Source organism: Microbacterium sp. NPDC089189 (assembly GCF_040685095.1).
Classification (GTDB): Bacteria; Actinomycetota; Actinomycetes; order Actinomycetales; family Microbacteriaceae; genus Microbacterium.
The window spans coordinates 1-24,570 of sequence record NZ_JBFBHG010000035.1; the positions used below are offsets into that span (position 1 = coordinate 1).

Annotated in this window: 19 protein-coding genes; 12 read left to right on the forward strand and 7 right to left on the reverse strand. The window is 71.9% G+C overall.

The genetic code is table 11. The features are described 5' to 3' along the window. A partial coding sequence (locus AB0N73_RS15090) for a LacI family DNA-binding transcriptional regulator (RefSeq protein ID WP_363564933.1) occupies positions 1–689 on the reverse strand: 689 nt, incomplete at its 3' end. 138 nt (positions 690–827) lie between these two features. Between AB0N73_RS15090 and AB0N73_RS15095 the strand changes: the two genes are divergently transcribed. The 4 genes from AB0N73_RS15095 (at position 828) to AB0N73_RS15110 (ending at position 6,030) form a co-directional block, all read left to right on the forward strand. Continuing rightward, positions 828–2,834 (forward strand): beta-galactosidase, encoded by a 2,007-nt coding sequence (locus AB0N73_RS15095; protein ID WP_363564935.1) that lies wholly within the window; start codon positions 828–830, stop codon positions 2,832–2,834. Beyond that, the gene (locus tag AB0N73_RS15100; protein ID WP_363564937.1) at positions 2,831–3,736 is read left to right on the forward strand and encodes a sugar ABC transporter permease; all 906 of its coding nucleotides are present in this window, start codon (positions 2,831–2,833) and stop codon (positions 3,734–3,736) included. Before AB0N73_RS15095 ends, AB0N73_RS15100 begins: the two co-directional genes overlap by 4 nt. Beyond that, positions 3,733–4,620: a carbohydrate ABC transporter permease gene (locus AB0N73_RS15105; protein ID WP_363564939.1), complete on the forward strand. Its 888-nt coding sequence runs from the start codon at positions 3,733–3,735 to the stop codon at positions 4,618–4,620. The genes AB0N73_RS15100 and AB0N73_RS15105 overlap by 4 nt, the downstream gene beginning before the upstream one ends. Positions 4,621–4,701: 81 nt before the next feature. After that, a complete protein-coding gene (locus AB0N73_RS15110) occupies positions 4,702–6,030 on the forward strand; it encodes an extracellular solute-binding protein (protein WP_363564941.1) in 1,329 nt (442 codons plus the stop codon). Between the two features lie 143 nt (positions 6,031–6,173). Here the strand turns inward: AB0N73_RS15110 and AB0N73_RS15115 are convergent, their stop codons facing one another. Next, entirely contained in the window at positions 6,174–7,142 is a 969-nt protein-coding gene (locus tag AB0N73_RS15115) for a LacI family DNA-binding transcriptional regulator (protein ID WP_363564943.1), read from the reverse strand. Positions 7,143–7,200: 58 nt separating this feature from the next. On the opposite strand from AB0N73_RS15115, the gene galT reads away from it, so the two are divergent. Then, on the forward strand, positions 7,201–8,364 hold the full coding sequence (galT, locus tag AB0N73_RS15120; protein WP_363564945.1) for a galactose-1-phosphate uridylyltransferase: 1,164 nt from the start codon (positions 7,201–7,203) through the stop codon (positions 8,362–8,364). Between the two features lie 5 nt (positions 8,365–8,369). Then, positions 8,370–9,548, forward strand: coding sequence for a galactokinase (gene galK / locus AB0N73_RS15125; protein ID WP_363564968.1), 1,179 nt, complete (start codon positions 8,370–8,372; stop codon positions 9,546–9,548). Positions 9,549–10,089: 541 nt separating this feature from the next. On the opposite strand, the gene AB0N73_RS15130 is transcribed toward galK, so the two are convergent. Continuing rightward, entirely contained in the window at positions 10,090–12,303 is a 2,214-nt protein-coding gene (locus AB0N73_RS15130) for a glycoside hydrolase family 3 C-terminal domain-containing protein (protein WP_363564947.1), read from the reverse strand. A gap of 110 nt (positions 12,304–12,413) precedes the next feature. Between AB0N73_RS15130 and AB0N73_RS15135 the strand changes: the two genes are divergently transcribed. Both AB0N73_RS15135 and AB0N73_RS15140 read left to right on the forward strand, forming a co-directional pair. Further along, positions 12,414–13,025 (forward strand): helix-turn-helix domain-containing protein, encoded by a 612-nt coding sequence (locus tag AB0N73_RS15135; RefSeq protein ID WP_363564949.1) that lies wholly within the window; start codon positions 12,414–12,416, stop codon positions 13,023–13,025. Then, the gene (locus AB0N73_RS15140; RefSeq protein ID WP_363564951.1) at positions 13,018–14,547 is read left to right on the forward strand and encodes a carboxylesterase family protein; all 1,530 of its coding nucleotides are present in this window, start codon (positions 13,018–13,020) and stop codon (positions 14,545–14,547) included. The genes AB0N73_RS15135 and AB0N73_RS15140 overlap by 8 nt, the downstream gene beginning before the upstream one ends. A gap of 344 nt (positions 14,548–14,891) precedes the next feature. Here AB0N73_RS15140 and AB0N73_RS15145 read toward each other — a convergent pair whose 3' ends face one another. Both AB0N73_RS15145 and AB0N73_RS15150 read right to left on the reverse strand, forming a co-directional pair. Next, positions 14,892–15,767: a site-specific DNA-methyltransferase gene (locus tag AB0N73_RS15145; RefSeq protein WP_363564953.1), complete on the reverse strand. Its 876-nt coding sequence runs from the start codon at positions 15,765–15,767 to the stop codon at positions 14,892–14,894. Further along, the gene (locus AB0N73_RS15150; protein ID WP_363564955.1) at positions 15,746–16,795 is read right to left on the reverse strand and encodes a biotin/lipoate A/B protein ligase family protein; all 1,050 of its coding nucleotides are present in this window, start codon (positions 16,793–16,795) and stop codon (positions 15,746–15,748) included. The genes AB0N73_RS15145 and AB0N73_RS15150 overlap by 22 nt, the downstream gene beginning before the upstream one ends. Before the next feature lie 139 nt (positions 16,796–16,934). Here AB0N73_RS15150 and AB0N73_RS15155 point away from each other — a divergent pair, with 139 nt between their 5' ends. The 3 genes from AB0N73_RS15155 (at position 16,935) to AB0N73_RS15165 (ending at position 20,745) form a co-directional block, all read left to right on the forward strand. Further along, positions 16,935–17,678, forward strand: coding sequence for an ABC transporter ATP-binding protein (locus AB0N73_RS15155; RefSeq protein WP_363564957.1), 744 nt, complete (start codon positions 16,935–16,937; stop codon positions 17,676–17,678). Next, complete coding sequence (locus tag AB0N73_RS15160) at positions 17,675–19,051, forward strand: FtsX-like permease family protein (protein WP_363564959.1); 1,377 nt, start codon at positions 17,675–17,677, stop codon at positions 19,049–19,051. Before AB0N73_RS15155 ends, AB0N73_RS15160 begins: the two co-directional genes overlap by 4 nt. A gap of 86 nt (positions 19,052–19,137) precedes the next feature. Further along, positions 19,138–20,745, forward strand: a complete 1,608-nt coding sequence (locus tag AB0N73_RS15165; RefSeq protein WP_363564961.1) for a DHA2 family efflux MFS transporter permease subunit — start codon at positions 19,138–19,140, stop codon at positions 20,743–20,745. A 531-nt stretch (positions 20,746–21,276) separates the two neighbouring features. Here the strand turns inward: AB0N73_RS15165 and AB0N73_RS15170 are convergent. Continuing rightward, positions 21,277–22,125 carry an alpha/beta hydrolase gene (locus AB0N73_RS15170; RefSeq protein ID WP_363564963.1) on the reverse strand — a complete coding sequence of 283 codons (849 nt, stop codon included), beginning with the start codon at positions 22,123–22,125 and terminating at the stop codon, positions 21,277–21,279. Positions 22,126–22,134: 9 nt separating this feature from the next. Then, positions 22,135–23,139 (reverse strand): LacI family DNA-binding transcriptional regulator, encoded by a 1,005-nt coding sequence (locus AB0N73_RS15175; RefSeq protein WP_363564970.1) that lies wholly within the window; start codon positions 23,137–23,139, stop codon positions 22,135–22,137. Between the two features lie 128 nt (positions 23,140–23,267). Here AB0N73_RS15175 and rhaI point away from each other — a divergent pair, with 128 nt between their 5' ends. Further along, positions 23,268–24,434: an L-rhamnose isomerase gene (rhaI, locus tag AB0N73_RS15180; protein ID WP_363564965.1), complete on the forward strand. Its 1,167-nt coding sequence runs from the start codon at positions 23,268–23,270 to the stop codon at positions 24,432–24,434. The last annotated feature ends 136 nt before the right edge of the window (positions 24,435–24,570 follow it).

Sequence of the window (24,570 nt, forward strand, 5' to 3'; positions counted from 1 at the left end):
AAGGCGTAGAGCGGCACGGGCTCGACGAGGTCTTCGTCGAACGCGTCGCCCATCGCGGCGCGGAAGCCGGCGAGGCGGTCACTGCCCGAGTCGCGGTCGAGGGCGGCGGCGATCATGCCGATGCGGCGGCGGCCGGTGCCGCGCAGCCGGGCGGTGATCGTCTCGGCCGCTCCGCGGTTGTCGATGCCGACCCATGCCCCGCTGATGCCGGGCGGGTGGCCGACGAACGCCACCGGCAGGCGCAGGCGCTCGACGACCTCGGTGATGGGGTCCTGGTGGCGGGCCGACACGATGACCGCGCCGTCGACGAAGCCGCCCGACAGGTAGCGGGCGACGCGGTCGGTGTCACGGGTGGTGTCGACGACGACGCACACCATCTGGTAGTCCGCCTCGGAGAGCGTGGTGTTGGCGCCCAGCATGATGCCGCCGATGTTGGGGTCTTCCAGGAAGAGCGAGTGCGGCTCGTGCACGATGAAGCCGATCGCCTGTGTGCGCTGACGCACCAGATTGCGGGCCGCGTTGTTGGGCACGTAGCCGACGTCGCGGATCGCGGCCTCGATCGCCTCCCGCGCCGGCCCCGACACGTATCCGCCGTTGAGCACGCGGCTCACCGTGCCGCGGGAGACGCCCGCCGCCCGCGCCACGTCGTGCACGGTGCTGCGACGGTGGACGGGCGGTGGAACGGTCATGTGAGCAGCCTATCGGCGCGACGACTTGACCTCGTGGCGCAGATGGTGTCAGTATGTGCACGTTCACAGATTCTTCGACCCCGCACCGGTCGACCGGATGTGTGCACGTTCACAGCTACGCAAAGGAGCGCAACCGGGATGCCCGACGCCGTCCATCTCGCCACCCTCGCAGGCCGGGGCCTGATCCTCGGGTGCGACTACAACCCCGAGCAGTGGGACCGTTCCGTCTGGGACGAGGACGTCCGCCTCATGAACGAGGTCGGCGTCAGCCTCGTCGCCATCAACGTCTTCGGGTGGTCCTCGATCAACCCGGCTCCGGGGCAGTGGGACTTCACCGAGTTGGATGCGGTCATCGATCTGCTGCACGCCTCCGGCATCCGGGTGAACCTCGGCACCGGTACCGCCTCGCCGCCGCCGTGGCTCACGCGTCTCCACCCCGAGCTGCTGCCCATGACCGACGACGGCACCCGCCGCTACCCGGGCGGTCGCCAGGCCTACTGCCCGAGCTCCCCCGTCTTCCGCGCCTACGCGGCAGAGCTGGTCACCCGCGTCGCCGACCGGTACGCCGACCACCCCGCCGTCGCCCTCTGGCACGTGTCGAACGAACTCGGCTGCCACAACGCGCTCTGCTACTGCGAGGCCAGCGCCGTCGCCTTCCGCGACTGGCTGCGCGAGCGCTACGAGACGATCGACGCCCTCAACACGGCGTGGGGCACGTCGTTCTGGAGCCAGCGCTACGGCGCGTGGGACGAGATCCTGCCGCCGTTGCGCGCACTCTCGCTGCGCAACCCCTCTCAGCTGCTCGACTTCCAGCGCTTCAGCTCCGACGAGCAGCTCGGGCTCTACCGCGCCGAGGCCGCGATCATCCGCGAGCGCAGCAGCGTGCCGGTCACGACCAACTTCATGGTCACCGCCCACATCCGCAACCTCGACTACTGGAGCTGGGCGGCCGAGATGGATGTGGTCGCCAACGACCACTACCTCGACCAGCGCCTGCCCTCGCCCCGGGCGGAGCTGTCGTTCGCCGCCGACCTCACGCGCGGGCTCGCCGGCGGCGCACCGTGGCTGCTCATGGAGACCTCCACCGGCGCCGTGAACTGGCAGCCCTACAACCGCGCCAAGGCGGACGGAGAGCTGCTGCGCAACGTCGCCGCCCACGTCGCCCGCGGCGCCGACGGCATCTGCTTCTTCCAGTGGCGGGCGTCGGCGCAGGGCGCCGAGAAGTACCACTCCGCGCTCGTGCCGCACGCCGGCACCGACACCGCCGCCTGGCAGGGCGTGCGCGAACTCGGTGACATGATCCGGGCGCTCCGCCCGGTGGTGGGCAGCCGCGTCCGCGGCCAGGCCGCCATCGTCTTCAGCTGGGAGAGCTGGTGGGCCGCCGAGGGCGAGGGGCGTCCGAGCGAGGCGTTGTCCTACCTCGACCAGGTGCACGCCGCGCACGCCGCGCTCTCGCGTGCCGGCCTCACGGTCGACGTCGTCGCCCCCGGGGCCGACCTCGGCGACTACGCCCTGGTCGTCGCCCCGTGCCTGCACCTGGTGCGCGCATCCGAGGCCGAGGTCTTCTCCGCGTACGTGACGGGCGGCGGCTCGCTGCTGGTGACCTTCTACAGCGGCATCGTCGACGAACAGGACCGCGTGGGGCTCGGCGGCTACCCGGGCGCGTTCCGCGAGCTGCTCGGCGTCTCGGTCGAAGAGTTCGCGCCGCTGTTCCCGACCGAGCGGGTCGCGCTCCGCTCCGGCGCGACGGGCTCGGTGTGGGCGGAACGGATGCGGGCGGTCGACGCCGACGTCATCGACGCCTTCGCCGACGGTCCCGCCGCCGGCGCCCCCGCCCTCACCCGGCGTCGCGCCGGCGAGGGCACCGCCTGGTACCTCGCCACGCTGCCCGACGCCGACGCCTACCGCGACCTGATCGTCGAGATCGCCGCGGGCGCGGGAGTTCCGACCGACGCCGATCGTCCGGCCGGACTCGAGGTCGTGCGCCGCGACGGCACCGACCGCAGCTTCCTGTTCGCCATCAACCACGCCGACGCCGACGCCGTCATCGACGCGCACGGACGCGACCTGCTCTCCGGCGAGCAGGCCGAGGGCCGGGTCGTCGTCCCCGCCGGCGGAATCCGCATCATCGAGGAGGCCTCGTGACCACCACCACCGCCCCGGCGCCGCGGCGCGGGCGACCCCGCGTCCCCCACAAGGGGGCGATCGCGATCCTGCTGGTGCCCTTCGGCATCCTCTTCTCGCTCTTCTACGTGCTGCCGATCGTGTTCGCCACGGTGCAGTCGCTGCTCGTCGTGCAGCGCGACGGCACGTTCGGGAAGGCCGAGCTGGTGTTCGGCGGCCTCACGCAGTACGCCCTCGTCTTCCAGAACGAGGCCTTCTGGGCGTCGGTCGGCCGGATGCTGCTGTTCGGCGTCGTCCAGGTGCCGGTCATGCTCGGCCTCGCGCTGCTCTTCGCGCTGCTGCTGGACTCGCCGCTGGTCAAGGGCAAGCGGTTCTTCCGCCTCGCGTTCTTCGTGCCGTACGCGGTCCCCGGCGTCATCGCCGCGATCATGTGGGGCTCGCTCTTCTCCCCCAACCTGTCGCCGTTCACCGCCCTCACCCAGAACGTCAACTTCCTCGGCGCCGACCTCGTGCTCTGGTCGATCGCCAACGTGGTCACCTGGGTCTACGTCGGCTACAACATGCTGATCATCTACTCGTCGCTGCTGTCGATCCCCACCGAGATCTACGAGGCCGCGCGGCTGGATGGGGCCGGCCACATCCGCATCGCCTGGTCGATCAAGATCCCGCTCGTGCGCCCCGCGATCGTCATGACGGCGATCTTCTCCATCATCGGCACGCTGCAGCTCCTGGCCGAGCCGCAGGTCTTCCGGTCGTTCAGCTCGGCCGTGACCAGCACGTTCACCCCGAACATGACGGTGTACGCCACCGCATCCATCCCGAACACGAACCTCGCCGCGGCCTTCTCGGTCGTGCTCGCGGTCACGACGTTCGTGCTGTCGTTCGGATTCATGAAGTACATGCAGCGGAAGGGCAACGCATGAGCGCCAGTCTGACGAGCAGCCGTCTCGCGAGCACGGCCGGCCGCATCCGCGAGCCCCTGGTGTCGCGCACCTCCGCGATGCTGATCATGGCGGTGTTCACCGTCTACTTCCTGCTGCCCCTGTGGTGGCTCCTGGTCGCCTCCAGCAAGGACACCGGCGACATCCTGACGACGAACCCGCTGTGGTTCGCCGACATGCGCCTGTTCGAGAACATCGGCACGCTGTTCGCCTACCGCGACGGCGTGTACCTGCGCTGGCTCGGAAACTCGCTGCTGTACGCGGGACTCGGCGGCGCCATCGCGACGCTGCTGGCCGCGATGGCCGGGTACGCCCTCGCGAAGTACCGCTTCCCCGGACGCGAGTTCCTCTTCAACGTCGTGCTCGGCGGTGTGCTCGTGCCCGCCACGGCGCTGGCCCTGCCGCTCTTCCTGATCTTCAGCCAGGCGCAGCTGACCAACACGTTCTGGTCGGTGTTCCTGCCCTCGATCGTGAGTCCGTTCGGCGTGTACCTGGCGCGGATCTTCGCCGCGTCCTCGGTGCCCGACGAGCTGCTCGAGGCCAGCCGACTCGACGGCGCGGGTGAGATCCGCACGTTCTTCACCGTGAGCATGCGACTCATGACCCCCGCGCTCGTGACGATGTTCCTCTTCCAGTTCGTCGCGATCTGGAACAACTTCTTCCTGCCGCTGATCATGCTGCGCAGCGAAGAGCTCTTCCCCGTCGTCTACGGGCTGTACGGCTGGAACAACCAGCTCAACCAGCTGCCGGAACTGCGCGGCCTGGTGCTGATCGGCGCCCTGCTGTCGGTCATCCCCCTCATCGTCACGTTCCTGCTCCTGCAGCGCTTCTGGCGCGGCGGGCTCGGGGCGGGCGCCATCAAGTAACCAGACTCCGGACGGCCCTGCCCGTCCGGTCCCCGTCGGGCGGAAAGACCCGCCCGGCACACCACCAAGAAAGGCATCGAAATGCAGCATTCGAAGAAGAAGGCGGCAGCGGTCGTCGCACTCTCGGCGCTCCTGCTCGCCGGCTGCTCTGCCGGCGGCGGCAGCAACGACGCAGCCGCGGGCGGGGACTGCGCGCCCGCCGGGGGCGACGTCACCCTCGAGTTCACCTCCTGGATCCCCGGGATCGAGGAGGTCGTCGAGCTCTGGAACGCCGACAACCCCGACATCCAGGTCAAGGTGCAGACCGGCCCCAACGGCAACAGCGGCACGTACCAGAACTTCTTCAACCAGATCGCGGCCGGCAACGCCCCCGATCTCGGTCAGGTCGAGTACGACGCCCTGCCGAACTTCCTCGTGCAGGACGGCGTCGAAGACCTCAGCGCCTGCGCCGACGTGGTCGCCGCCGAGGACCAGTTCGTGGACTGGGCATGGGGCCAGGTCACCCTCGGCACCGACGCCAGCGTCTACGGCATCCCGCAGGACATCGGCCCGATGGCGCTGTTCTACCGCTCCGACCTCTTCACGGCCAACAACATCGCCGTGCCCACCACCTGGGACGAGTACAAGGAGGCCGCACGGCAGATCCGCGCGCTCGGCGGCTACATCACCAACTTCTCCACCGGCGACATCAACCAGTTCGCCGGATTCGTCTGGCAGGCCGGCGGACAGTGGTTCGCCAACGATGGCGAGGCGTGGGATGTCACGCTGACCGATGAGGCGTCCGAGAAGGTCGCCGACTACTGGCAGGAACTCCTCGACGAGGACCTCGTCTCGGCCTACCCCGCGTGGACCGATGAGTGGAACAACGCCTACAACTCCAGCGAGGTCTGGACCTGGAACTCCGCCGTCTGGGGCGCCAACTCGATCTCCTCGGGCGCTCCCGACACCGCCGGCGGATGGTCCGTCGCACCGCTGCCGCAGTGGTCCGCGGGCGACGCCGTCGCCGGCAACTGGGGCGGATCCTCGATCGCCGTCCTCAAGGGCAGCGACCACCTCTACGAGGCGACGAAGTTCGCGCTCTGGCTGAACACGTCGGAGGAGGCCCTCGCCGCCCTCAACGAGTCGGCCAACATCTACCCGGCCACGACCGCGGGCCTGCAGCTGCCCTCGCTCGCCGAGGGTGTGGAGTTCTACGGCGGCCAGAAGATCTACGACGTGTTCGCCCAGGCGGCCACCGAGGTCTCGCCGAACTTCGTGTGGGGCCCGACCATGACGCAGACGTACGCGGATGTGTCCGACGGCTTCAAGGGCGCGGTCACCGGCAGCGGCACGCTGGCCGAGGCGCTGGCCAAGGGTCAGGCGTCCACCATCCAGACGCTCGAGTCGCAGTCGATCCCCGTCGCGGAGTAATCCTCCCGACACCCTCGAGGGGCGTTCGTCGTCGCTCTCCGCTCGCGGAGACGGCGGCGGGCGCCCCTCGCGTCGCGCGGGGGCGGGCGTCGGGCGTGCGGGCGTGTGTGCGGGCGGGCGTGCGCGTGCTCGGGCGCGTCGGCTCAGGCGCGTGAGCTCCGGCGCAGGACGAGTTCCGTCGGGACCGTCTGCTCGGATGCGGGCACGCCCCCCTCGATCATCGCGACCAGCGACGAGACGGCCAGGGTGCCGAGGGCGTCGAAGTCCTGGCGGACGGTCGTGAGCGGGGGCCGGAACTCGGCCGCATCCACGATGTCGTCGAAGCCGACGACGGCGACGTCCTCAGGCACGCGGCGACCGGCGTCGGCGAGCGCGCGCAGGAGCCCGAGCGCCATCTGATCGTTGGCGACGAAGACGGCGGTCGCGTCGGCCAGCTCCGCGCCCGCGGCGTGGCCGGCGCGCGAGGTCCAGTCTCCCCGCACGACCGGGGGCACGGCGGCGCCGGCGGCGTCGAGCGCCTCGCGCCAGCCGCGCTCGCGCTCGCGGGCGGCGAACGAGGTCGCGGGCCCGGCCAGATGATGCACCGTCGCGTGTCCGCCGGCCAGGAGGTGACGCACCGCGTCGGCCGCCCCGGCGGCGTGGTCGGTCTGCACGATCGCGAAGCGGTCATCGGCGGGCGAATCGACCACCACGAGACGGAGACCGGTGGGAGGGGCGGCGTCGCGGGCGAGGCGCGTCGCCTCGTTGAGCACGACCGCTCCGTCGACGCCCTGATCGCGCAGCTGGGCGAAGGCCTCGGCGATGTCGCGGGTGCCGGCGACGGTGATGACCGCCAGCGCGTAGTCGCGGCTGGCCGCGGCCTCGGCGATGGCCTGCAGCATGCGCGAGTTTCCCACCGAGGCGAGCGTCGACACGACGAGCCCGATGGTGCGCGTCTGCCCGGTGCGGAGCGCCCGGGCGGCGCGGTTCATGCGGTACCCCAGCGCCGCCATCGAGGCCTCGACCCGCGCACGCGTGGCCGGATCGACCCTCGGGCTGTCGTTCGCGACGCGCGAGACCGTCTGCGCCGACACGCCCGCGTGCGCGGCCACATCCGCCATGGAGACACGCATCGGAGCCCCTTTCGCCGGGTGTGTTGACGATATCACGGCCGGAATGTAGCGTGTTATCGTGAACATACCCGAGCACAGCGTCACCCTCGGTGCGGGCGTCGTCAAGCGACCCACCCGCCTCGCCGACGGTCGCGAACTGATCTACTACGACGACCAGGGCACGACCCTCGGCGCCGAGCGCGCGATCGATGCGCGCGACCTGGCTCCGCGGCCCGAGACCGCCACCATGCGGCTCGACGTGCTGACCGGCGACTGGATCTCGATCGCCGCGAACCGGCAGAATCGCGCGTTCCTGCCGCCGGCCGAGCTCGACCCGCTCTCGCCGCAGACGCCCACGAACCCCTCGGAGATCCCGTCGCGCTACGACGTCGCGGTCTTCGAGAACAAGTCGCCCTCGTTCGGCCCCGCGCTCGCGCAGGCGACCGACGACGTCCCCGCGGCCATCGACCCGCCGCGGAGCCTGGCGGATCTGGCCGAGTACGGCCTCGGCCGCACGCGCACCTCCGTCGGACGCACCGAGGTCGTGTGCTTCAGCCCGGAGCACTCCGGCTCGTTCGGCACCCAGACGGTGACCCGCGCGCGCACCGTGATCGAGGCGTGGGCCGATCGCACCGCTGCCCTGTCGGTGCTCCCCGGCATCCAGCAGATCTTCCCGTTCGAGAACCGTGGCCAGGAGATCGGCGTCACGCTGCCGCATCCGCACGGCCAGATCTACGCCTACCCGTACGTGACACCGCGCACGCACCGCCTGCTCACGGCGCTCGAGAACACCGGCGACGACCTGTTCGACCGCATCCTGGACTTCGAGCTCGCGAGCGAGCGCGTGATCCTGCGCGGCGAGCACTGGAGCGCGTTCGTGCCGTTCGCCGCACGTTGGCCCCTCGAGGTGCACCTGGTGCCCCACCGCCACGTGGCCGACTTCGCCGAGACGTCCGCCGCCGAGCGCGACGAGCTGGCGCCGCTCTACCTGCGGCTGCTCCGCGGCGTCGATGCGCTCTACGAGACGCCGACGCCGTACATCGCGGCCTGGCACCAGGCGCCCGTGAACGTCGGGCGCGACGGCGCCCGCCTGCACCTGGAACTGACCTCGCCGCGCCGTGCGGCCGACAAACTGAAGTACCTCGCCGGATCCGAGGCCGCCATGGGCGCCTGGATCGGCGACGTGCCGCCCGAGACCTCGGCTGCACGTCTGCGCGAGGCCGTGGAAGGAATCGACCTGTGACCACCGTGGATGCGGCGACCGCCGCCCGGACCCTGTTCTTCGAGCTCACCGGGCACTCCCCCGAGGGCCACTGGTCGGCGCCGGGGCGCGTCAACCTGATCGGCGAGCACACCGACTACAACGACGGCTTCGTGCTGCCCTTCGCGATCGAGCACCGCACCCACGCGCAGGTCGGCCGCCGCGACGACGGCCGCATCCGTGTCGTCTCGACGTTCGACCCGATCCCGGTCGAGGTCGCACTCGACGAGCTCGACGCGCTCTTCCCCGCCGGGCGTGCGAGCGTGCCGGAGTGGTCGACCTACCCCCTCGGCATCGCGTGGGCGCTGCTGGCCGCATCCGGCCGCACCGCCGCCGACGTCACCGGTGTCGACATCGCGATCGCGAGCGACGTGCCAGTCGGCGCCGGCCTGTCGTCCTCGGCGGCGATCGAGGGCGCCACCGCATCCGCCCTCAACGACGTCTGGGAGCTCGGACTCGACCGCGTGGCCCTCGCCAAGGCCGGCCGCGTCGCCGAGAACGAGGCCGTGGGAGCCCCCACCGGCGTCATGGATCAGATGGCGTCGATGCTCGGCGAGACCGATGCCGCGATCTTCCTCGACTGCCGTTCGCTCGACACCACGGTCGTCCCGCTCGGTTTCGCCGAGGCGGGCCTCGAGGTGCTGGTCATCGACACCGGCGTGAAGCACGCGCACTCCACCGGCGGCTACGGCGAGCGCCGCGCCGCCTGCGAGCGCGGCGCGGCCGCCATGGGTGTGCCGGCGCTGCGCGACCTGCAGGTCGACGACCTGCCCGAGGTGCAGGCGAAGACCGACGACGTCACCTTCCGCCGGGTGCGCCACGTCGTGACCGAGGACCAGCGGGTGCTCGACACCGTGCGCACCCTGCGAGAACAGGGGCCCCGCGCGATCGGCGAGCTGCTGCTCGCCTCGCACGCCTCCATGCGCGACGACTTCGAGATCTCGATCCCCGAGCTCGACACCGCGGTGGATGCGGCCGTCTCCGCCGGCGCGGTCGGCGCCCGCATGACCGGCGGCGGCTTCGGCGGCGCCGCGATCGCCCTCGTCGACCGCGATCGGCGCGTCGAGGTCTCGCTCGCGGTCGAGCGTGCCTTCGCGGACGCCGGCTTCGCCGCGCCGCACATCTTCACGGTCGTGCCGTCGGCAGGTGCCCGCCGCGACGGCTGAGCCTCTCGCCCGCACCTGGGCCCGCCGCTGGGCGCCGCCGCTGGGTCCCGCCCCGCCGCACACGCTGAGCGGAGGGGATCCGGCGAGCGGAGGACGTTTCATGGGATGTACGTCCTCCGTTCGCCGGATCTCCTCCGCTCGTGCTGCATGTGGTGGGTAAGTCGGTGCCTGCCCGGCCTACACGGCGCCCGGCTTGCCCAACGGCGGATGAGGCACACGACATGCCGGGGAACTCGACGCATCCACCGGCGTGTCTTCCCGCATCCCCGCCGTTGTGCAGGTGGGGATGCGGGGGCGACTGCCGGGCGACGGGATGCGGGGCGTCAGGGGTGCGGGGCACCCACACCCTGACCCACCCGAGGTCGGACCAACCGCATCCGCCCTCCCTCGCACAACGGCGGATGCCGCACATGACACGCCGGGGGCACGGGCACGATAATCGGCGCGGCGCCCCCGCATCTCCGCCGTTGTGCTCGCGGGACGCGGGCGGACCGGATGCGGGGGCGCCGGGCTGGCGGGCGGAGGCTCGGATGGGGTGGGGTCAGGCGTTGCCGGCGGCGATCAGCTCGTCGATCTGGGCGGACGTCACGGGTGCGCCGGGGAACGCGGCGAGACGGCCGATGGGGAACGACGCCATCATCTTCAGCATCCCCTCGTCGTCGCCGAACATGGGCGTGAGCGCGTCACGGATGACCGGCGAGGTGACGGGGTTCTCCAGCAGCTCCCCGATCGACGACGCGCTGCTGAGGAGCGGCCGCACCTCGTCGCCCGCGATCTCCACATCCACGCTCGATCGGATGTCGCGGCTCGAGGCGGCGACATCCACCGTGTACGTGCCGCCCTCGACGATCCACTCGTCGACACGCGTGTCCCAGTAGGCCAGGTCGGCACGCCGCACGACGAGCTCCACGCGCCGCGTCTCGCCGGCGTCGAGCGCCACGACGCCGAAGGACTTGAGCTCGCGCGGCGCCCGTGCGACGACCGACTCGACCAGCGACGTGTACACCTGGACGACCTCGCGGCCCGCGACATCGCCCGCGTTCGTGACGTCGACCGCGACCCGGAGGTCGCCCGTGTCGGTCAGCTCGGCGGTGGCGTCCCCGTAGGAGAAGGTCGTGTACGACAGCCCATGCCCGAACGGGAATGCGACATCGGTGCGCTTGGCGTCGAAGCCGCGGTAGCCGACCAGGAGTCCCTCGCCGTAGCGCACGTGGCCGAACTCGCCCGGGAAGGACCCGTACGACGGGCTGTCCTCGAGCCGCAGCGGGATGGTCTCGGTCAGCTTCGCCGACGGATTGGCGTCGCCGAACAGCACGTCGGCCGTGGCGGAGCCACCCGCCTGCCCGAGCAGCCATCCCTCGAGGATCGTCGGCACGTCGTCGGCGAACGGCAGCGCGACGACCCCGCCGTTGGAGAGCACGACGACCACGCGCCGGTTGGCGGCACGCACGGCGTCGAGCACCGCGAGCTGGGCGGCGGGCAGGTCGATGTGCGTACGGTCGAAGCCCTCCGACTCCTCCGCGGCGGGCAGCCCCAGGAACACGACGGCCACGTCGGCGGCGGATGCGGCGGCGACCGCCTCGTCGCGGAGGGCCGCGGCGTCGCCCGAACCGTCGAGCGTGAAGCCGGCCGCGTAGGCCACCTCGGCGTTCGACGCCTCGCGGATCGCATCGAGCGCGGCATCCAGGCGGGTGGGGTTGATGAGCGACGAGCCGGCGCCCTGGTAGCGGGGCTCGGCGGCGAACGTGCCGATCACCGCGAGGCGCGCATCGCGATCGAGCGGCAGGAGGGCGTCGTCGTTCTTCAGCAGCACGATCGAGCGGGACGCCGCCTCGCGCGCCAACGCGTGGTGGGCATCGACGTCGAAGCCGTCGACGTCCGCACGCTCGCCCGCCTTGCGCACGAGGTCCAGCACGCGGCCCGCCGCGATGTCGAGCGCCGCCTCATCCAGCGTGCCGTCGTTCACGGCCGCGACGAGCTGGGCGTCGGTGACCCCGCCACTGGCCGGCATCTCGAGGTCGAGGCCCGCGGGCAGACCCACGACGCGGTTGTTGACCGCGCCCCAGTCCGAGACGACGAGACCGCGGAAGTCCCATTCGCCGCGCAGCACCTGGGTGAGCAGCCACGGGTCCTCCGAGGCGTAGACGCCGTTGATGCGGTTGTAGGCGCACATCACGGTCCACGGCTGCGCGTCCTCGACGACGCGCTGGAAGCCGCGCAGGTAGATCTCGCGGAGCGGCCGGGGGTCGACGTCGCTCGACACGCGCAGCCGGTCGGTCTCCTGGTTGTTGGCGGCGAAGTGCTTGAGCGAAGCCCCCACGCCCTGCGACTGGATGCCGCGCACCAGCGCCGCGCCGAGAGCGCCGCTGACGATCGGGTCCTCCGAGAAGTACTCGAAGTTGCGCCCGCACAGCGGCGAGCGCTTGATGTTGACGCCCGGACCGAGGATCACGGCCACGTCCTCGACGGCGGACTCGACACCGAGCGCGACGCCCACCCGCTGCGCGAGTTCCTCATCCCACGACGAGCCCAGCGCGACGGCGGGCGGGAAGCAGGTGGCGGGGACGCTCGCGGCGAGCCCCAGGTGATCGCTGCCGGCGGCCTGCTTGCGCAGCCCGTGCGGGCCGTCGGTCATCATGATCGACGGGACGCCGAGACGCTCGACCGCCTTCGTGGTCCAGAAGTCGCGTCCGCTGGTCAGCGACGCCTTCTCTTCGAGAGTGAGGTCGGCGGGGGTGGGCGCTGTGTCCGTCATGATCGGCAGGTCCTTCGATGTCTCGATGGCGGCGCGGCACCGCGTCGCACTTAAAAGCATATGACGTTCGGTTTTCGATCGGCAAGGGTCCCGCGGCATATCCTCGAAGCATGGCCGGTCGGGGTTCGTATGCCAAGGGCATCGCCAAGCGCGAGGAGATCCTCGACGCCGCGCTGCAGGTCGTCGCCCGCGAGGGGTACCGCGGCGCATCCGTGCGCGAGATCGCGGACGCCGTCGGCCTCAGCCAGGCGGGCCTCCTGCACTACTTCGACAGCAAGGAAGAGCTGTTCGTCGAGATCCTGCGCACCCGCGACGCGCACGACCTGCGCGAGCTCGGCCCCGTCGACGGAGACGCCGACGCGGCCGACACCCTCTCGGCGGCGTATCGCCGGATCATCGAGCGCAACAGCCGCGTGCCCGGTCTCGTCCACCTCTTCGCCCGGCTCTCGGTGGATGCGGCGGACCCCGCGCATCCGGCGCACGACTACTTCGTCGCCCGGAACGAGGCCTTCCGCCGCACGCTCGAGCCGGCATTCACCCGCGCGGAGGAGGCCGGGACGCTGCGCACCGGCATCCCGGTCGACGTCGCCGCCCGCACCGTGCAGGCGGCGTGGGATGGCGCGCAGTTGCAGTGGATGCTCGATGCCACCGTCGACATGGCGGCCATCGTCGCAGCGGCGTTCGACGCCCTCGCCCCGACCGGCCGCACCGCCGATGCCTGAGAAGGGCGAGGGCGGGCCGGTCGTCGTGACCTCGGCGGGCGCGGTGCGCGGTGTCGCGCGCCCCGGTTCCGCCGCCTTCCTCGGCATCCCCTACGCGCGGGCGCCGATCGGGCCGCTGCGGTTCGCGGCCCCCGTGCCGCCCGAGCCGTGGACGGAGGTGCGCGACGCGACCGCGTTCGGGGCCACGCCGCAACGCGGAGACACCGGCATCACCCTCATCCCCGAGCCCTCGGTGCCCGGCACGGGCACGTTGAACGTCAACGTCTACACCCCGCATCCGGATGCCGCCGGCCTCCCCGTCCTGGTCTGGATCCACGGCGGCGGCTACGTCTCGGGATCGCCGGCCAGCCCCTGGTACGACGGCGGGACCTTCGCACGAGATGGCGTCGTGGTGGTGACGCTGTCGTACCGACTGGGATTCGACGGCTTCGGCTGGATCGACGGCGCCCCCGCCAACCGAGGCGTGCGCGACTGGATCGCGGCCCTCGAATGGGTGCAGGAGAACATCGCGGCATTCGGCGGCGATCCCTCCCGCGTGACGATCGCGGGGCAGTCCGCGGGCGGCGGTGCGGTGCTCACCCTGCTCGGCATGCCGGCCGCGCAGCACCTGTTCTCGGCGGCGTGGTCGGTCTCGGGTGCGCTGGGCGACGTGCCGCGCTCCGATGCCGAGGAGCGCTCGCGACGACTCGCCGCACTGGCGGGGGTGACCGCCGATCGCGACGGCTTCGCACGGGTGCCCGACGAGCGCCTGCACGATCTACAGGAACGCGCCGCCTACCCGCCGAGCCGCGACCGGCTCGCCGTCGCCCGCGAGATGCTGCGCGAGCTGGCGTGGGGGCCGATGGTCGATGGCGATCTGCTGCCCGAGCCGACCCCGGCGTCGCTCGCGGCCGGGGTCGGTGCCGACAAGCCGCTCCTGCTGGGATCGGCCGACGACGAGTTCACGATGGTCACCGCGCGCATGTCGCGGACGCTCCGCATGATCCCGCCCGGACTCGCGCTCGGGGCGCTCGGCGTCGCCCGGCGCACGCGTCACGCCTACCTGCGCGACAACCCCGGCCCGCGTCGCGCGGGAACGGCGGCCCTCCTCGGGCGCTACGTCTCGGACCGCGTCTTCCGGCACCTCGTCCCCACGGTGGCGGACGCCCGTACGGATGCGGCCGCACCGACCTGGGCGTATCGGTTCTCCTGGCGCTCCCCCGTCATCGGGTGGGCCGCGCACTGCCTCGACGTGCCGTTCTGGTTCGACTGCCTCGACGCCGACCGCGTGACGGCGATCACGGGGCCGCGTCCGCCCGCCGCGCTGGCCGCCGAGATGCACGGCGCCGCCGTCGACTTCGTGCGCACGCACCGCGCCCCCTGGTCGCCCTGGTCGGGCGCCGCTGGTGCGGGTGGTGGCGGCGGCAATGGCGGTGCTGGGGCTGGCGACGTGCGGGCCGGCACCGCACGCGTGTTCGACACCCCTGCCGCATCCCCGCCCGTCATCCCCGACGCCTACGCCTCCACCCGCGCCCTCTCGTAGCCCCCCAGCCCCATCCGCCGAGCGCATATCCCGTCGCCGAAAGCACATCGGGGACCATATGCGCTCGACCACCGGATGTGCGCTCGGCAGGAACGGGGAACGTCCACACGCAGGGCCGCCACCCGCGCGCGGAGCCGGCCACCCTCGCGCACCCCGGTCCGCCCCTGCGTGCCCCGCCTCAGCCGCCGAGCGCATATCCCGTCGCCGAAAGCACATCAGGGACCATATGCGCTCGACCACCGGATGTGCGCTCGGCGGATGGGGTGAGCCAGCACCCCCGCACCGCAGCACCCCCGCACCGCGCCGCAGCGCACCCGCACTCAGCACCCGGCTGCCCGCCGCGGTCAGGGGGTGGGGAGGAGTGTGGCGTGGGGGATGCGGGCTGTCATGACGGCGATGGCCTCCGGATTCGCATCCACGAGCACCGCGTTGCGACCGAGCGCCGAGGCGACCGCCCCGGTCGTGCCGCTGCCGGCGAAGAGGTCGAGCACGGCGTCGCCGGGCCGGCTCGAGGCCTGCACGATGCGGCGCAGGATCCCCTCGGGTTTCTGGGTCGGGTACCCGGTGCGCTCGCGTCCGGTCGTGGGCACGATCGTGTGCCACCACACATCCGTCGGCAGCTTGCCGCGCGCCGCCTTCTCGGCCGTCACGAGTCCCGGCGCCATGTAGGGCTCGCGGTCGACGGCGTCACCGTCGAACCAGTACCGCTCGGGGTCCTTGACGTAGACGAGGATCGTCTCGTGCTTGGTGGGCCAGCGCCGCCGCGTCTTGGCGCCGTAGTCGTACGCCCAGACGATCTCGTTGAGAAAGCGGTCCCGCCCGAACAGCGCGTCGAGCATCACCTTGGCGTAGTGCACCTCGCGGTAGTCCAGATGCAGGTAGAGCGTGCCGTCCTCCGCCAGGAGCCGCCACGCCTCGATGAGCCGCGGCTCGAGGAAGCCCCAGTAGTCGTCGAACCGGTCGTCGTACACCCGCAGATCGCCGCGGAGGCTGACGTACTCCTGGCCGCGGAACCCCCGCCGCGACACGGTCGCCACCTCGTCCGACACCTCTGGCGGAGCCTCGGGAGCATCCACGCCGCGCGTGCGCGTGCGCCCGGTGTTGAACGGCGGATCGAGATAGACGAGGGTGAACGCGCCGTCCGGCAAGCGCCGGGCGACGTCGAGATTGTCACCGTGATGGATGCCGACGGTGCCGTTCACGGCACGCGGCGAAGCCACGCGTCGGTCGCGAACTTCGTGGCGACGAGCGCCTCCGCCTCGGCGTATTCCTCTTCGGTGATATGCCCCTCGGTCGCCCCGTACAGGTGGGTGAACGTCTCGATGAAGCGCTCGATGATGGCCTCCCGCGGCAGACCCGTCTGGCGCCGCAGCGGGTCGACGCGCTTGGCCGCCGACACGGTGCCCTTGTCGCTCAGCTTCTCGCGGCCGATGCGCAGCACCTCGGTCATCACCTGACCGTCCATGTCGTAGCTCAGCGTCGCGTGGTGGAGGACTCCCCCGTTCGCGAGCCGCTTCTGCGCGGCGCCGCCGATCTTGCCCTGCGGCGAGGTGATGTCGTTGAGCGGCTGATACGTCGCGTCGACGCCGATCGACCGCAGCGCCTGCAGGACCCAGTCGTCGAGGAACGCGTACGAATCGGCGAACGTCATGCCCGCCACGAGGGATGCGGGCACGTACAGCGAGTAGGTGACGATGGATCCCGCGCCCATCATCATCGCGCCGCCGCCCGAGATGCGGCGGACGACGTCGAACCCGTGACGGGCGGCGCCCTCCGGATCGACCTCGTTGCGGTACGACTGGAACGACCCGATGACGACAGCGGACTCGTCCCACTCCCACAGCCGCAGCGTGGGGTTGCGCCGACCGTCGCCGACGCGGGTCGTGAGCACCTCGTCCAGCGCCAGGTTCATCCGCGGCGAGACGGGCCGGTCGTGCACGACCTCCCAGGTGAGGTCCTTCCATCCGGGCGCCGTGATGAGCGCACGCCGCACGACGGTCCCGATCGACTCCGGTGTGAACCCCAGCAGCTGCGCACCGGGGGGCAGCGCCGCGCGCACGGCCGCGGCGATCGCCGACGCATCCGTCCCCACGGGGAGCCCCGAGATGGCCGCGTCGATGTCGGCCAGGGCGTCGTCGGGCTCGAGGAAGAAGTCGCCCGCCAGATGGACGTTGGCGAGCCGGCCGTCTTCGACATCGAGATCGACGACCACGAGCTTGCCGCCGGGAACCTTGTATTCGCCGTGCATGCCTCCAGCCTAGATCCGGGGGCGTCGCCGGGGCGCATGGCGGATCCGGCGGCGAGGGCGCCCGATGTCGCTCTCGAGGCGGATGCGGTTACACCGCAGGACGGACGACGCACCGGCGCGGGCGGACAACGCTGGAGACATGACTTCCGCCACCCCATCCGCGCCGGTTCTCGAAGCCCGCGGACTCACCAAGACCTACGGCGCCCTGCGGGCGCTCGACGCCATCGACCTCGCGATCGGAGCGGGCGAATCGGTCGCCATCATGGGCGCATCGGGCTCGGGCAAGACGACGCTGCTGCACTGCCTGGCCGCCGTCCTCGCCCCCGACGCCGGGTCCGTGCGCCTAACGGTCCCCGGCCGCGCGCCGATCGAACTGGCCGGCCTCGACGAGACCGCGCGCTCCGCCGTGCGCCGCACCCACCTCGGCTTCGTGTTCCAGGAGCACCTGCTCCTGCCCGAGCTGACCGCCGCCGAGAACGCCGCACTGCCGCTGATCATCCAGGGCGCCTCGCGCGCGGATGCCGAGGCGCACGCCCGGGGCTGGCTGCAGGCACTCGGGCTCGCGGGCATGGAGGACCGCCGCATCGGCGAGCTGTCGGGCGGCCAGGCCCAACGGGTGGCGATCGCCCGGGCCCAGGTGACCGGCTCGCCCGTGGTCTTCGCCGACGAGCCGACCGGTGCCCTCGACTCGGCGACATCCGCCGAGGTCCTGAGCGCGCTGCTGCACGCCACCGTCGGGCAGGGGCGGACGCTCGTGGTCGTGACGCACGACGCGGATGTCGCCGCGCGCTGCGATCGAGTGGTCCGCATGAGCGACGGTCGCCTCACCGGCGGGCAGGCCGCGACGACCTCGCGGGCACGCGGCGCGGAGGAGGCGCGATGAGCCTCGTCGCCCCGGCTCCGCGCACGTCGACCCGCGGCTCCGCACGTCGCGTCGTGCTGCTCACCGTCCTGCTCGGGCGCCCGCGCCGCCAGGGCGTCGCGGCACTGATCCTGCCCGTCATCGCCTTCGCCGTCACCACGGCGATCCTCCTCACGGTCGTGGGCGGCACCGTGATGTTCCTGACCGACCCCCGGATGGGCATCAATCGCGAGCTGTACGCGATGCTCAGCATCCTCGCCCTCATCCTGCTGCTCGTGCCCACCGCCACCCTCGGGGCTGCGGCCGCGCGGCTCTCCAGTCGCCGTCGCGACGACCGGCTGGCGACGCTGCGCCTGCTCGGCGCCACGAGCGGAGAGGTGTCGGCGATGACGGTGCTCGAAGCATCCGCGACCGCCCTCGTCGGCGCGGTCGGCGGCGTCGCGCTGTACGTGCTCGCCCTGCCTCTGCTGGGGCTGCTGCCGTTCTTCGGCGGCCCCGTCGGCGCCGGCGCGCTGTGGGTCGGACCGCTCGGTCTGCTCCTGGTCGTCCTGGCGGTCGTGCTGCTGGCCACGGCCAGCGCCGTCACCGGGCTCCGCCGCGTCCGCCTCACGCCCCTCGGGGTGCGGCGCCGCACCGATGCCCCGCCGCGTCGGCTCCGGATGCTGATCCTCTCGGCCCTCGGCATCGTCGCCGTGGGTGCGGCGGTCGCGAGCTTCGGCTCGTTCGGCGCGATGCTGGCCCCCGTCGTCGCGCTGGCGGTGCTCCTGGGCCTGTTCGCCGGGGCGATGGCCCTCGTGAACCTCATCGGCACGCCCATCGTCGCGGCCCGTGGCCGGGCGATGGCCCGGCGGGCGACCACGGCGGCCCGCCTCATCGCGGGCAGAGAGCTGGCCGCGCACGCCGCATCCGCCTGGCGACGCGTCTCGGCGATCGCGATGATCTCCTTCATCGCCGTCGTCGGAGGCAGCGGCATGGCCCTCGCCGCGATCGCGGGGACGGACGACACCGATCCCCTCTTCGCCGACATCAGCACCGGCGTGCTCGTCACCCTCGGCGCCGGATTCCTCCTGCTCGCGTGCTCGGTGGGCGTGACGCAGGCGGCCTCGGTGCTCGAGGACCGCGAGCTGATCGTCGGCCTCGACCGGATGGGGGTGCCCTCCGGTCAGGTGCAGGCGGCGCGGCGGCTGACGGTCTTCGTCCCGCTCCGCTGGGCGGCGCTGGGCGGCGCGGCGGTCGGCGCGGTGCTGGCGCTGCCGATGGTGGGTATCAGCGTGATCGTCGCCCCGCTGTCGCTGATCGTGATCGGGACGACCTTCGTGGCAGGCTTCGCTCTCGTCCTGGGCGCGGTCGCCGCATCCACGCCTCTCGTCGACGCCATCCGCCGCACGGCCTGACGACGCCCGGATCCCCGCTTCCCACCCTCATCGCGGGGATTCGGGTGTACTCTCGCTGCGAGATAGCTAGATAAGCGAGGTAAATCGTGGCGAACCGTTCCTCCCGGCACTGGATCGCGCTGGTGTTCATCAGCGTCGCGGTGTCGTTGATCATCGTCGACTCCACGATCGTGAACGTGGCCGTCCCGTCGATCGTCGACGAGCTCGGGATCACCTCGACCGAGGTGCAGTGGGTGCAGGAGGCCTACACCCTCGTCTTCGCGTCGCTGCTGCTGCTCTTCGGCTCTCTCGCCGACAGGTTCGGTCGTCGCCGACTGCTGCTCATCGGCGTCGTGCTGTTCGCCCTCGCCTCACTGGGGGCGGCGACCGCGCCCGACGGGCGCCTCCTGATCCTCGCCCGACTCGTGCAGGGCGTCGGCGGAGCGATGATCCTGCCGACCACGCTGTCGCTCATCAACGCCACCTTCCGCGGGCGCGAGCGCGGAATCGCCTTCGCCGTCTGGGGCTCCACGATCGGCGGCATGGCCGCGGTCGGCCCCCTTCTGGGCGGCTGGCTCACGACATCGTTCTCGTGGCGCTGGGCCTTCGGCATCAACCTGCCCCTCGCGGTCATCATCATCGTCGGTGTGCTGCTGACGGTGTCCGAGTCGCGCGAGAGCGTGCGCCGCGGGGTCGATCTGATCGGCGCGGCACTCTCGGTCATCCTCTTCGGCGCCCTCGTGTTCGCCCTCATCGAGGGACGCACCTACGGATGGTGGGAGGCGCGGGAGACGTTCTCGATCGGCGGCATCGACTGGCCGTGGTCGCTCTCGCCCGTGCCGGTCGCCCTCGCGGTCGCCGTGGTCGCCCTCGTCGTGTTCATCCTGTGGAGCCGGCGACGGCTGCGCCACGGTCGAGCGGCGCTGCTGGATCTCAGCCTGTTCCGCATCGGATCGTTCCGCAACGGCAACATCGCCGCCCTCGTCGTGGCGCTCGGCGAGTTCGGCATCATCCTCTCGCTGCCGCTCTGGCTGCAGTTCGTGCTCGGCTTCGACGCCCTCCAGACCGGCTTCATCCTGCTCGCCCTCGCCGTGGGATCGTTCGTGGCCAGCGGCTTCGCGGGGGCCGGGGCCGGCCGCATCCGCCCCGTGGTGATCGTGCGGGTCGGCATCGCCGCCGAGATCGTGGGCGTCGCGTGGGCGGGGTTCGTCATCGGGCCGGATGCCGCCTGGGGCTGGCTCATCCCCGCCCTGTTCGTCTACGGCTTCGGAGTCGGACTCGCCACGGCGCAGCTGACCGGCGTCGTGCTGCAGGATGTGCCGGTCGAGCTCTCGGGCCAGGGCTCCGGCGCGCAGTCCACATCCCGGCAGGTGGGGGCCGCGCTCGGCGTCGCCATCCTCGGCACCGTTCTCTTCTCGAGCACCGGCACCGTCCTCTCGAACGCATTGGACGACGCCGGGGTTCCCGCCGAGCAGCGCGATCAGGTGGTCTCGGCCGTGGTCGATTCCGCCGGCGGGGCGATCGCCGGACTCCGCGCCGATCCGCAGACCGCCGAGGCGGGGGATGCCGCGGCGCTCGCCTTCTCGGACGGCACCCGCTGGGCCGCCTTCACCGCCGCCGGATTCCTCTTGATCGGCCTCGCGACGACCTGGTCGCTCGGGCGCGGTCCCGCACCCTCCCCCGCCGAGCGCGACCCGAAGCAGACCGCCGCCTGAGCCGCCGCCCGCGGTGGGCTTCCTCGCCGCTGAACGGAGGAGATCGAGCGAACGGAGGACCGAAACGCCCGATCCGATCCTCCGGTACGCGGATCTCCTCCGCTCAGAGTGGCGAGGGCAGACTCCTCCTGCGCCGGGACGCCTCATCCCACCTCCGCCCCGACCCGAACCCCTACGCCGCTGAGCGGAGGAGATCGAGCGAACGGAGGGCCGATACGCCCGATCCGGCCCTCCGGCGGATGGGTCTCCTCCGCTCACGCGCGGATGGGGCGGCCCGGACGAGGCGTCCCCGGAGGAGGCCGCCCCGGAGGAGGCCGCCCCGGAGGAGGCGCACCCGGATGCGGCGCACGGCTCCCCATCCGCGCCCTCCGCATCCGCCCACGTCCGCGCATCCGCTCGCCGACCACACCGAGCGGAGGAGATCGAGCGAAGGGAGGACAGCAACGCCCGATTCGGCCCTCCGGCGGATGGATCTCCTCCGCTCACGCGCGGATGGGGCGGCCCGGGATGCAACGCGCGGCCGGGCCGGGGTCAGACGCGGGCGGCGAAACGCTGGTCGAGCCAGGCGAGCAGGTCGGCGCGCACATCCGCCTGCATGACCTCGTTGAAGATCTCGTGCCGCGCACCCGGGTACACGAGGGTGGTGACGTCGGTGAGCCCCGATCGCTCGCGGTACGCGGCGGCGAGTTTGTGCACACTGCGCGGGCCGCCCACGGTGTCGTCGCGTCCGACCATCAGCAGCACGGGCAGGTCGTGCTCGAGGTTCGGACGCGGACGCCCGTACAGTCGCGCCGCGTCGATCGGACCGAACAGCGCGAGGAGCGGCGTGCTGGTCGTCAGCGGGTCGTCGAGGAAGTTCTGGCTGACGGCGGCGTCGCTCGAAAGCCACTCCGCGCCCGTCGCGTCGGGGCCGCGCCACGGCGCGTTGAGGTTGCCGGCGTTGAGCGAACCGGGCGTGCGCAGCGCCGAGCCCGACAGCACGAGCGCGTCGTAGGCCTCCGGATGCCGGTTGACCAGGATCTGCGCGAGGAACGATCCCCACGAGTGCCCGAGCAGCACGAGCGGCAGGTCGGGGTTCTCGGCGCGGATCAGCTCGGTGAACTGCCAGAGCGCAGCGACCGCCGCCGGGTGCCCGCCCGGGCCGAGCTTGCCCAGCTTGTTGCGGTCGCCCCACTGGCCCATGCCGGTGCGTCCGTGACCGCGGTGGTCGTCGGCGTAGACCGTGAATCCGGCCTCGGTCAGCGCGCCGGCGAGCGCGGCGTAGCGCCCCGCGTGCTCGCCGACACCGTGCAGCAGCTGGATCACGCCGCGCGGGCGGCCGATCGCCGGGTGGATGTCGTAGACGATGTCGACGCCGTGCGCGTCGGTGAACTCCGGCATGGGCCGAGTCTAGAGGCGGGGCCGCCCCACGGAGGATTCCCGGGCGATGAGTTCCGGATGGAAGCGCGCCTGCGGATCGAGCTCGCCCACTCCCAGCAGCAGCTCGACGGCGCGGCGGCCGATGAGCTCGGCGGGCTGGCGCACCGAGCTCAGCGGCACGACCGCGGAGGCGGCGAAGTCGATGTCGTCGTAGCCGATGAGCGCGATGTCCTCGGGCACGCGGATGCTGCCGGTCATGACGAGGCTCTGCAACAGCCCGAGGGCCACGAGGTCGTTGCCCGCGAACACGGCGTCCGGCCGCTCGGCGGGCGCTCGCTCGACGATGAGCCGCCCGACGGCACGCCCCTCGGCCACCGTGAGGGCGGTCGTCGGAAGGAGCTCGAGCGCGGCATCCGGATACGCGGCGATCGCCTCACGCGCCCCGCGGACGCGATCCTCCACCTGCCGGATCGACGCCGGGCCGCCGGCGAACGCCAGACGCCGGCGACCGCTGTCGAGCAGGTGCCGGGCAGCGAGCGCCCCGCCGATGACGTCGTCGACGGCGACCGAGGGCGTGGCGGGGTCCGCCGACGCCCGGTCCACGAGCACGACCGGCACGCCGCGCGCGCGCAGCCGGTCGATCTGCGCTCCGGCGTCGGCGACGGGCGTCAGCAGCACTCCGAACACGCGCTGCTGCTCGAAGAGCTCGAGGTGGCGCGCCTCCCGGTCGGTGCGCTCGTCGCTGTTGGCGATGAGCACGCTCATCCCGTGCTCGGTCGCCGCTTCCTCGGCGCCGCGCGCCACATCCATGAAGAAGGGGTTGCGGGCGTCGAGCACGACGAGCCCGAGGGTGCGGCTGCGGCCGGCGCGCAGCTGACGGGCGGCGTCGTTGCGCACGAAGCCGAGCGCGTCGATCGCGGCCTGCACGCGGGCGACCGTGTCGGGCGCGACGCGGTCGGGCCGGTTGAGCACGTTCGACACGGTGCCCACCGACACCCCGGCGGCGGCCGCCACCTCGCGCACACTCACGCTCACGCCGTCACCTGCCACACGTCTGAACTGTAGGCGCCCGCCCCGTACCGGCGCGATTCGTGCCTCGGGAGGTGGTCTTCGTTCGTCCGGTGCGCTACGTTTGAAACGATTCATTGACCGGAAGGCACTCCATGACAACGCTGTCCCCTGAGATCCTCGATGCCCTCGGCGCGCAGGCGATCGAACTGCCCAGCTGGGCGTTCGGCAACTCCGGCACCCGATTCCGCGTCTTCCCCACCCCCGGCACGCCCCGCGACGTGTACGAGAAGATCGCGGATGCCGCCGAGGTCAACCGCCTGACCGCGCTGGCCCCCTCCGTCGCCCTCCACATCCCGTGGGACGCCGTCGACGACTACGACGCCCTGCGCCGCTACGCCGAGGACCTGGACGTAGCGCTCGGCACCGTCAACTCGAACACGTTCCAGGACGAGGACTACAAGTTCGGCGCCCTCACCCACCACGACGAGGCCATCCGCCGGAAGGCGATCGCCCACCATGTGGCCTGCATCGACATCATGGATGCGACGGGCTCGCGCGATCTCAAGATCTGGCTCGCCGAGGGGTCCAACTACCCCGGGCAGAACGACATGCGCTCCCGGCAGGACCGCCTGCAGGACTCGCTGCAGCAGATCTACGCGCGCCTGGGCGACGACCAGCGCCTGGTGCTCGAGTACAAGTTCTTCGAGCCGTCGTTCTATCACACCGATGTTCCCGACTGGGGGACCTCCTACGCGCAGGTGGCCGCCCTCGGCGACAAGGCCCTCGTCTGCCTCGACACCGGTCACCACGCCCCGGGCACCAACATCGAGTTCATCGTCATGCAGCTGCTGCGACTGGGCAAGCTCGGATCGTTCGACTTCAACTCGCGGTTCTACGCCGATGACGACCTCATCGTCGGGGCGGCCGATCCGTTCCAGCTCTTCCGCATCCTGGTCGAGGTCGTCCGCGGCGGCGGGCTCAACAACCCGGACGTCGCGTTCATGCTCGACCAGTGCCACAACATCGAGGCCAAGATCCCGGGCCAGATCCGCTCCGTGCTGAACGTGCAGGAGATGACCGCGCGGGCGCTGCTGCTCGACCGCACCGCGCTCGCCGCCGCGCAGGAGGCGAACGACGTCCTGGGGGCGCAGGCCGTGTTCATGGATGCGTTCCAGACCGATGTCCGACCGGCGCTGGCCGAGTGGCGTGCGTCACGCGGCCTGCCCGCCGACCCGATGGCGGCCTTCGCCGCATCCGGATATCAGGAGCGCATCGCGGCCGAGCGCGCCGGCGGCGCCCAGGCCGGCTGGGGCGCCTGAGCCGACCCACCGGGGACGGCGTGCCCCTGACCTCCCGCCGCCCCGGTGCTCCCTCCTGCTCGCCCCGCTCCCGCCGCTCCGCCCGCGAGTGCACGACATCGCGCCGAGTGCACCGCTTGCACACGTACGGAGGCCG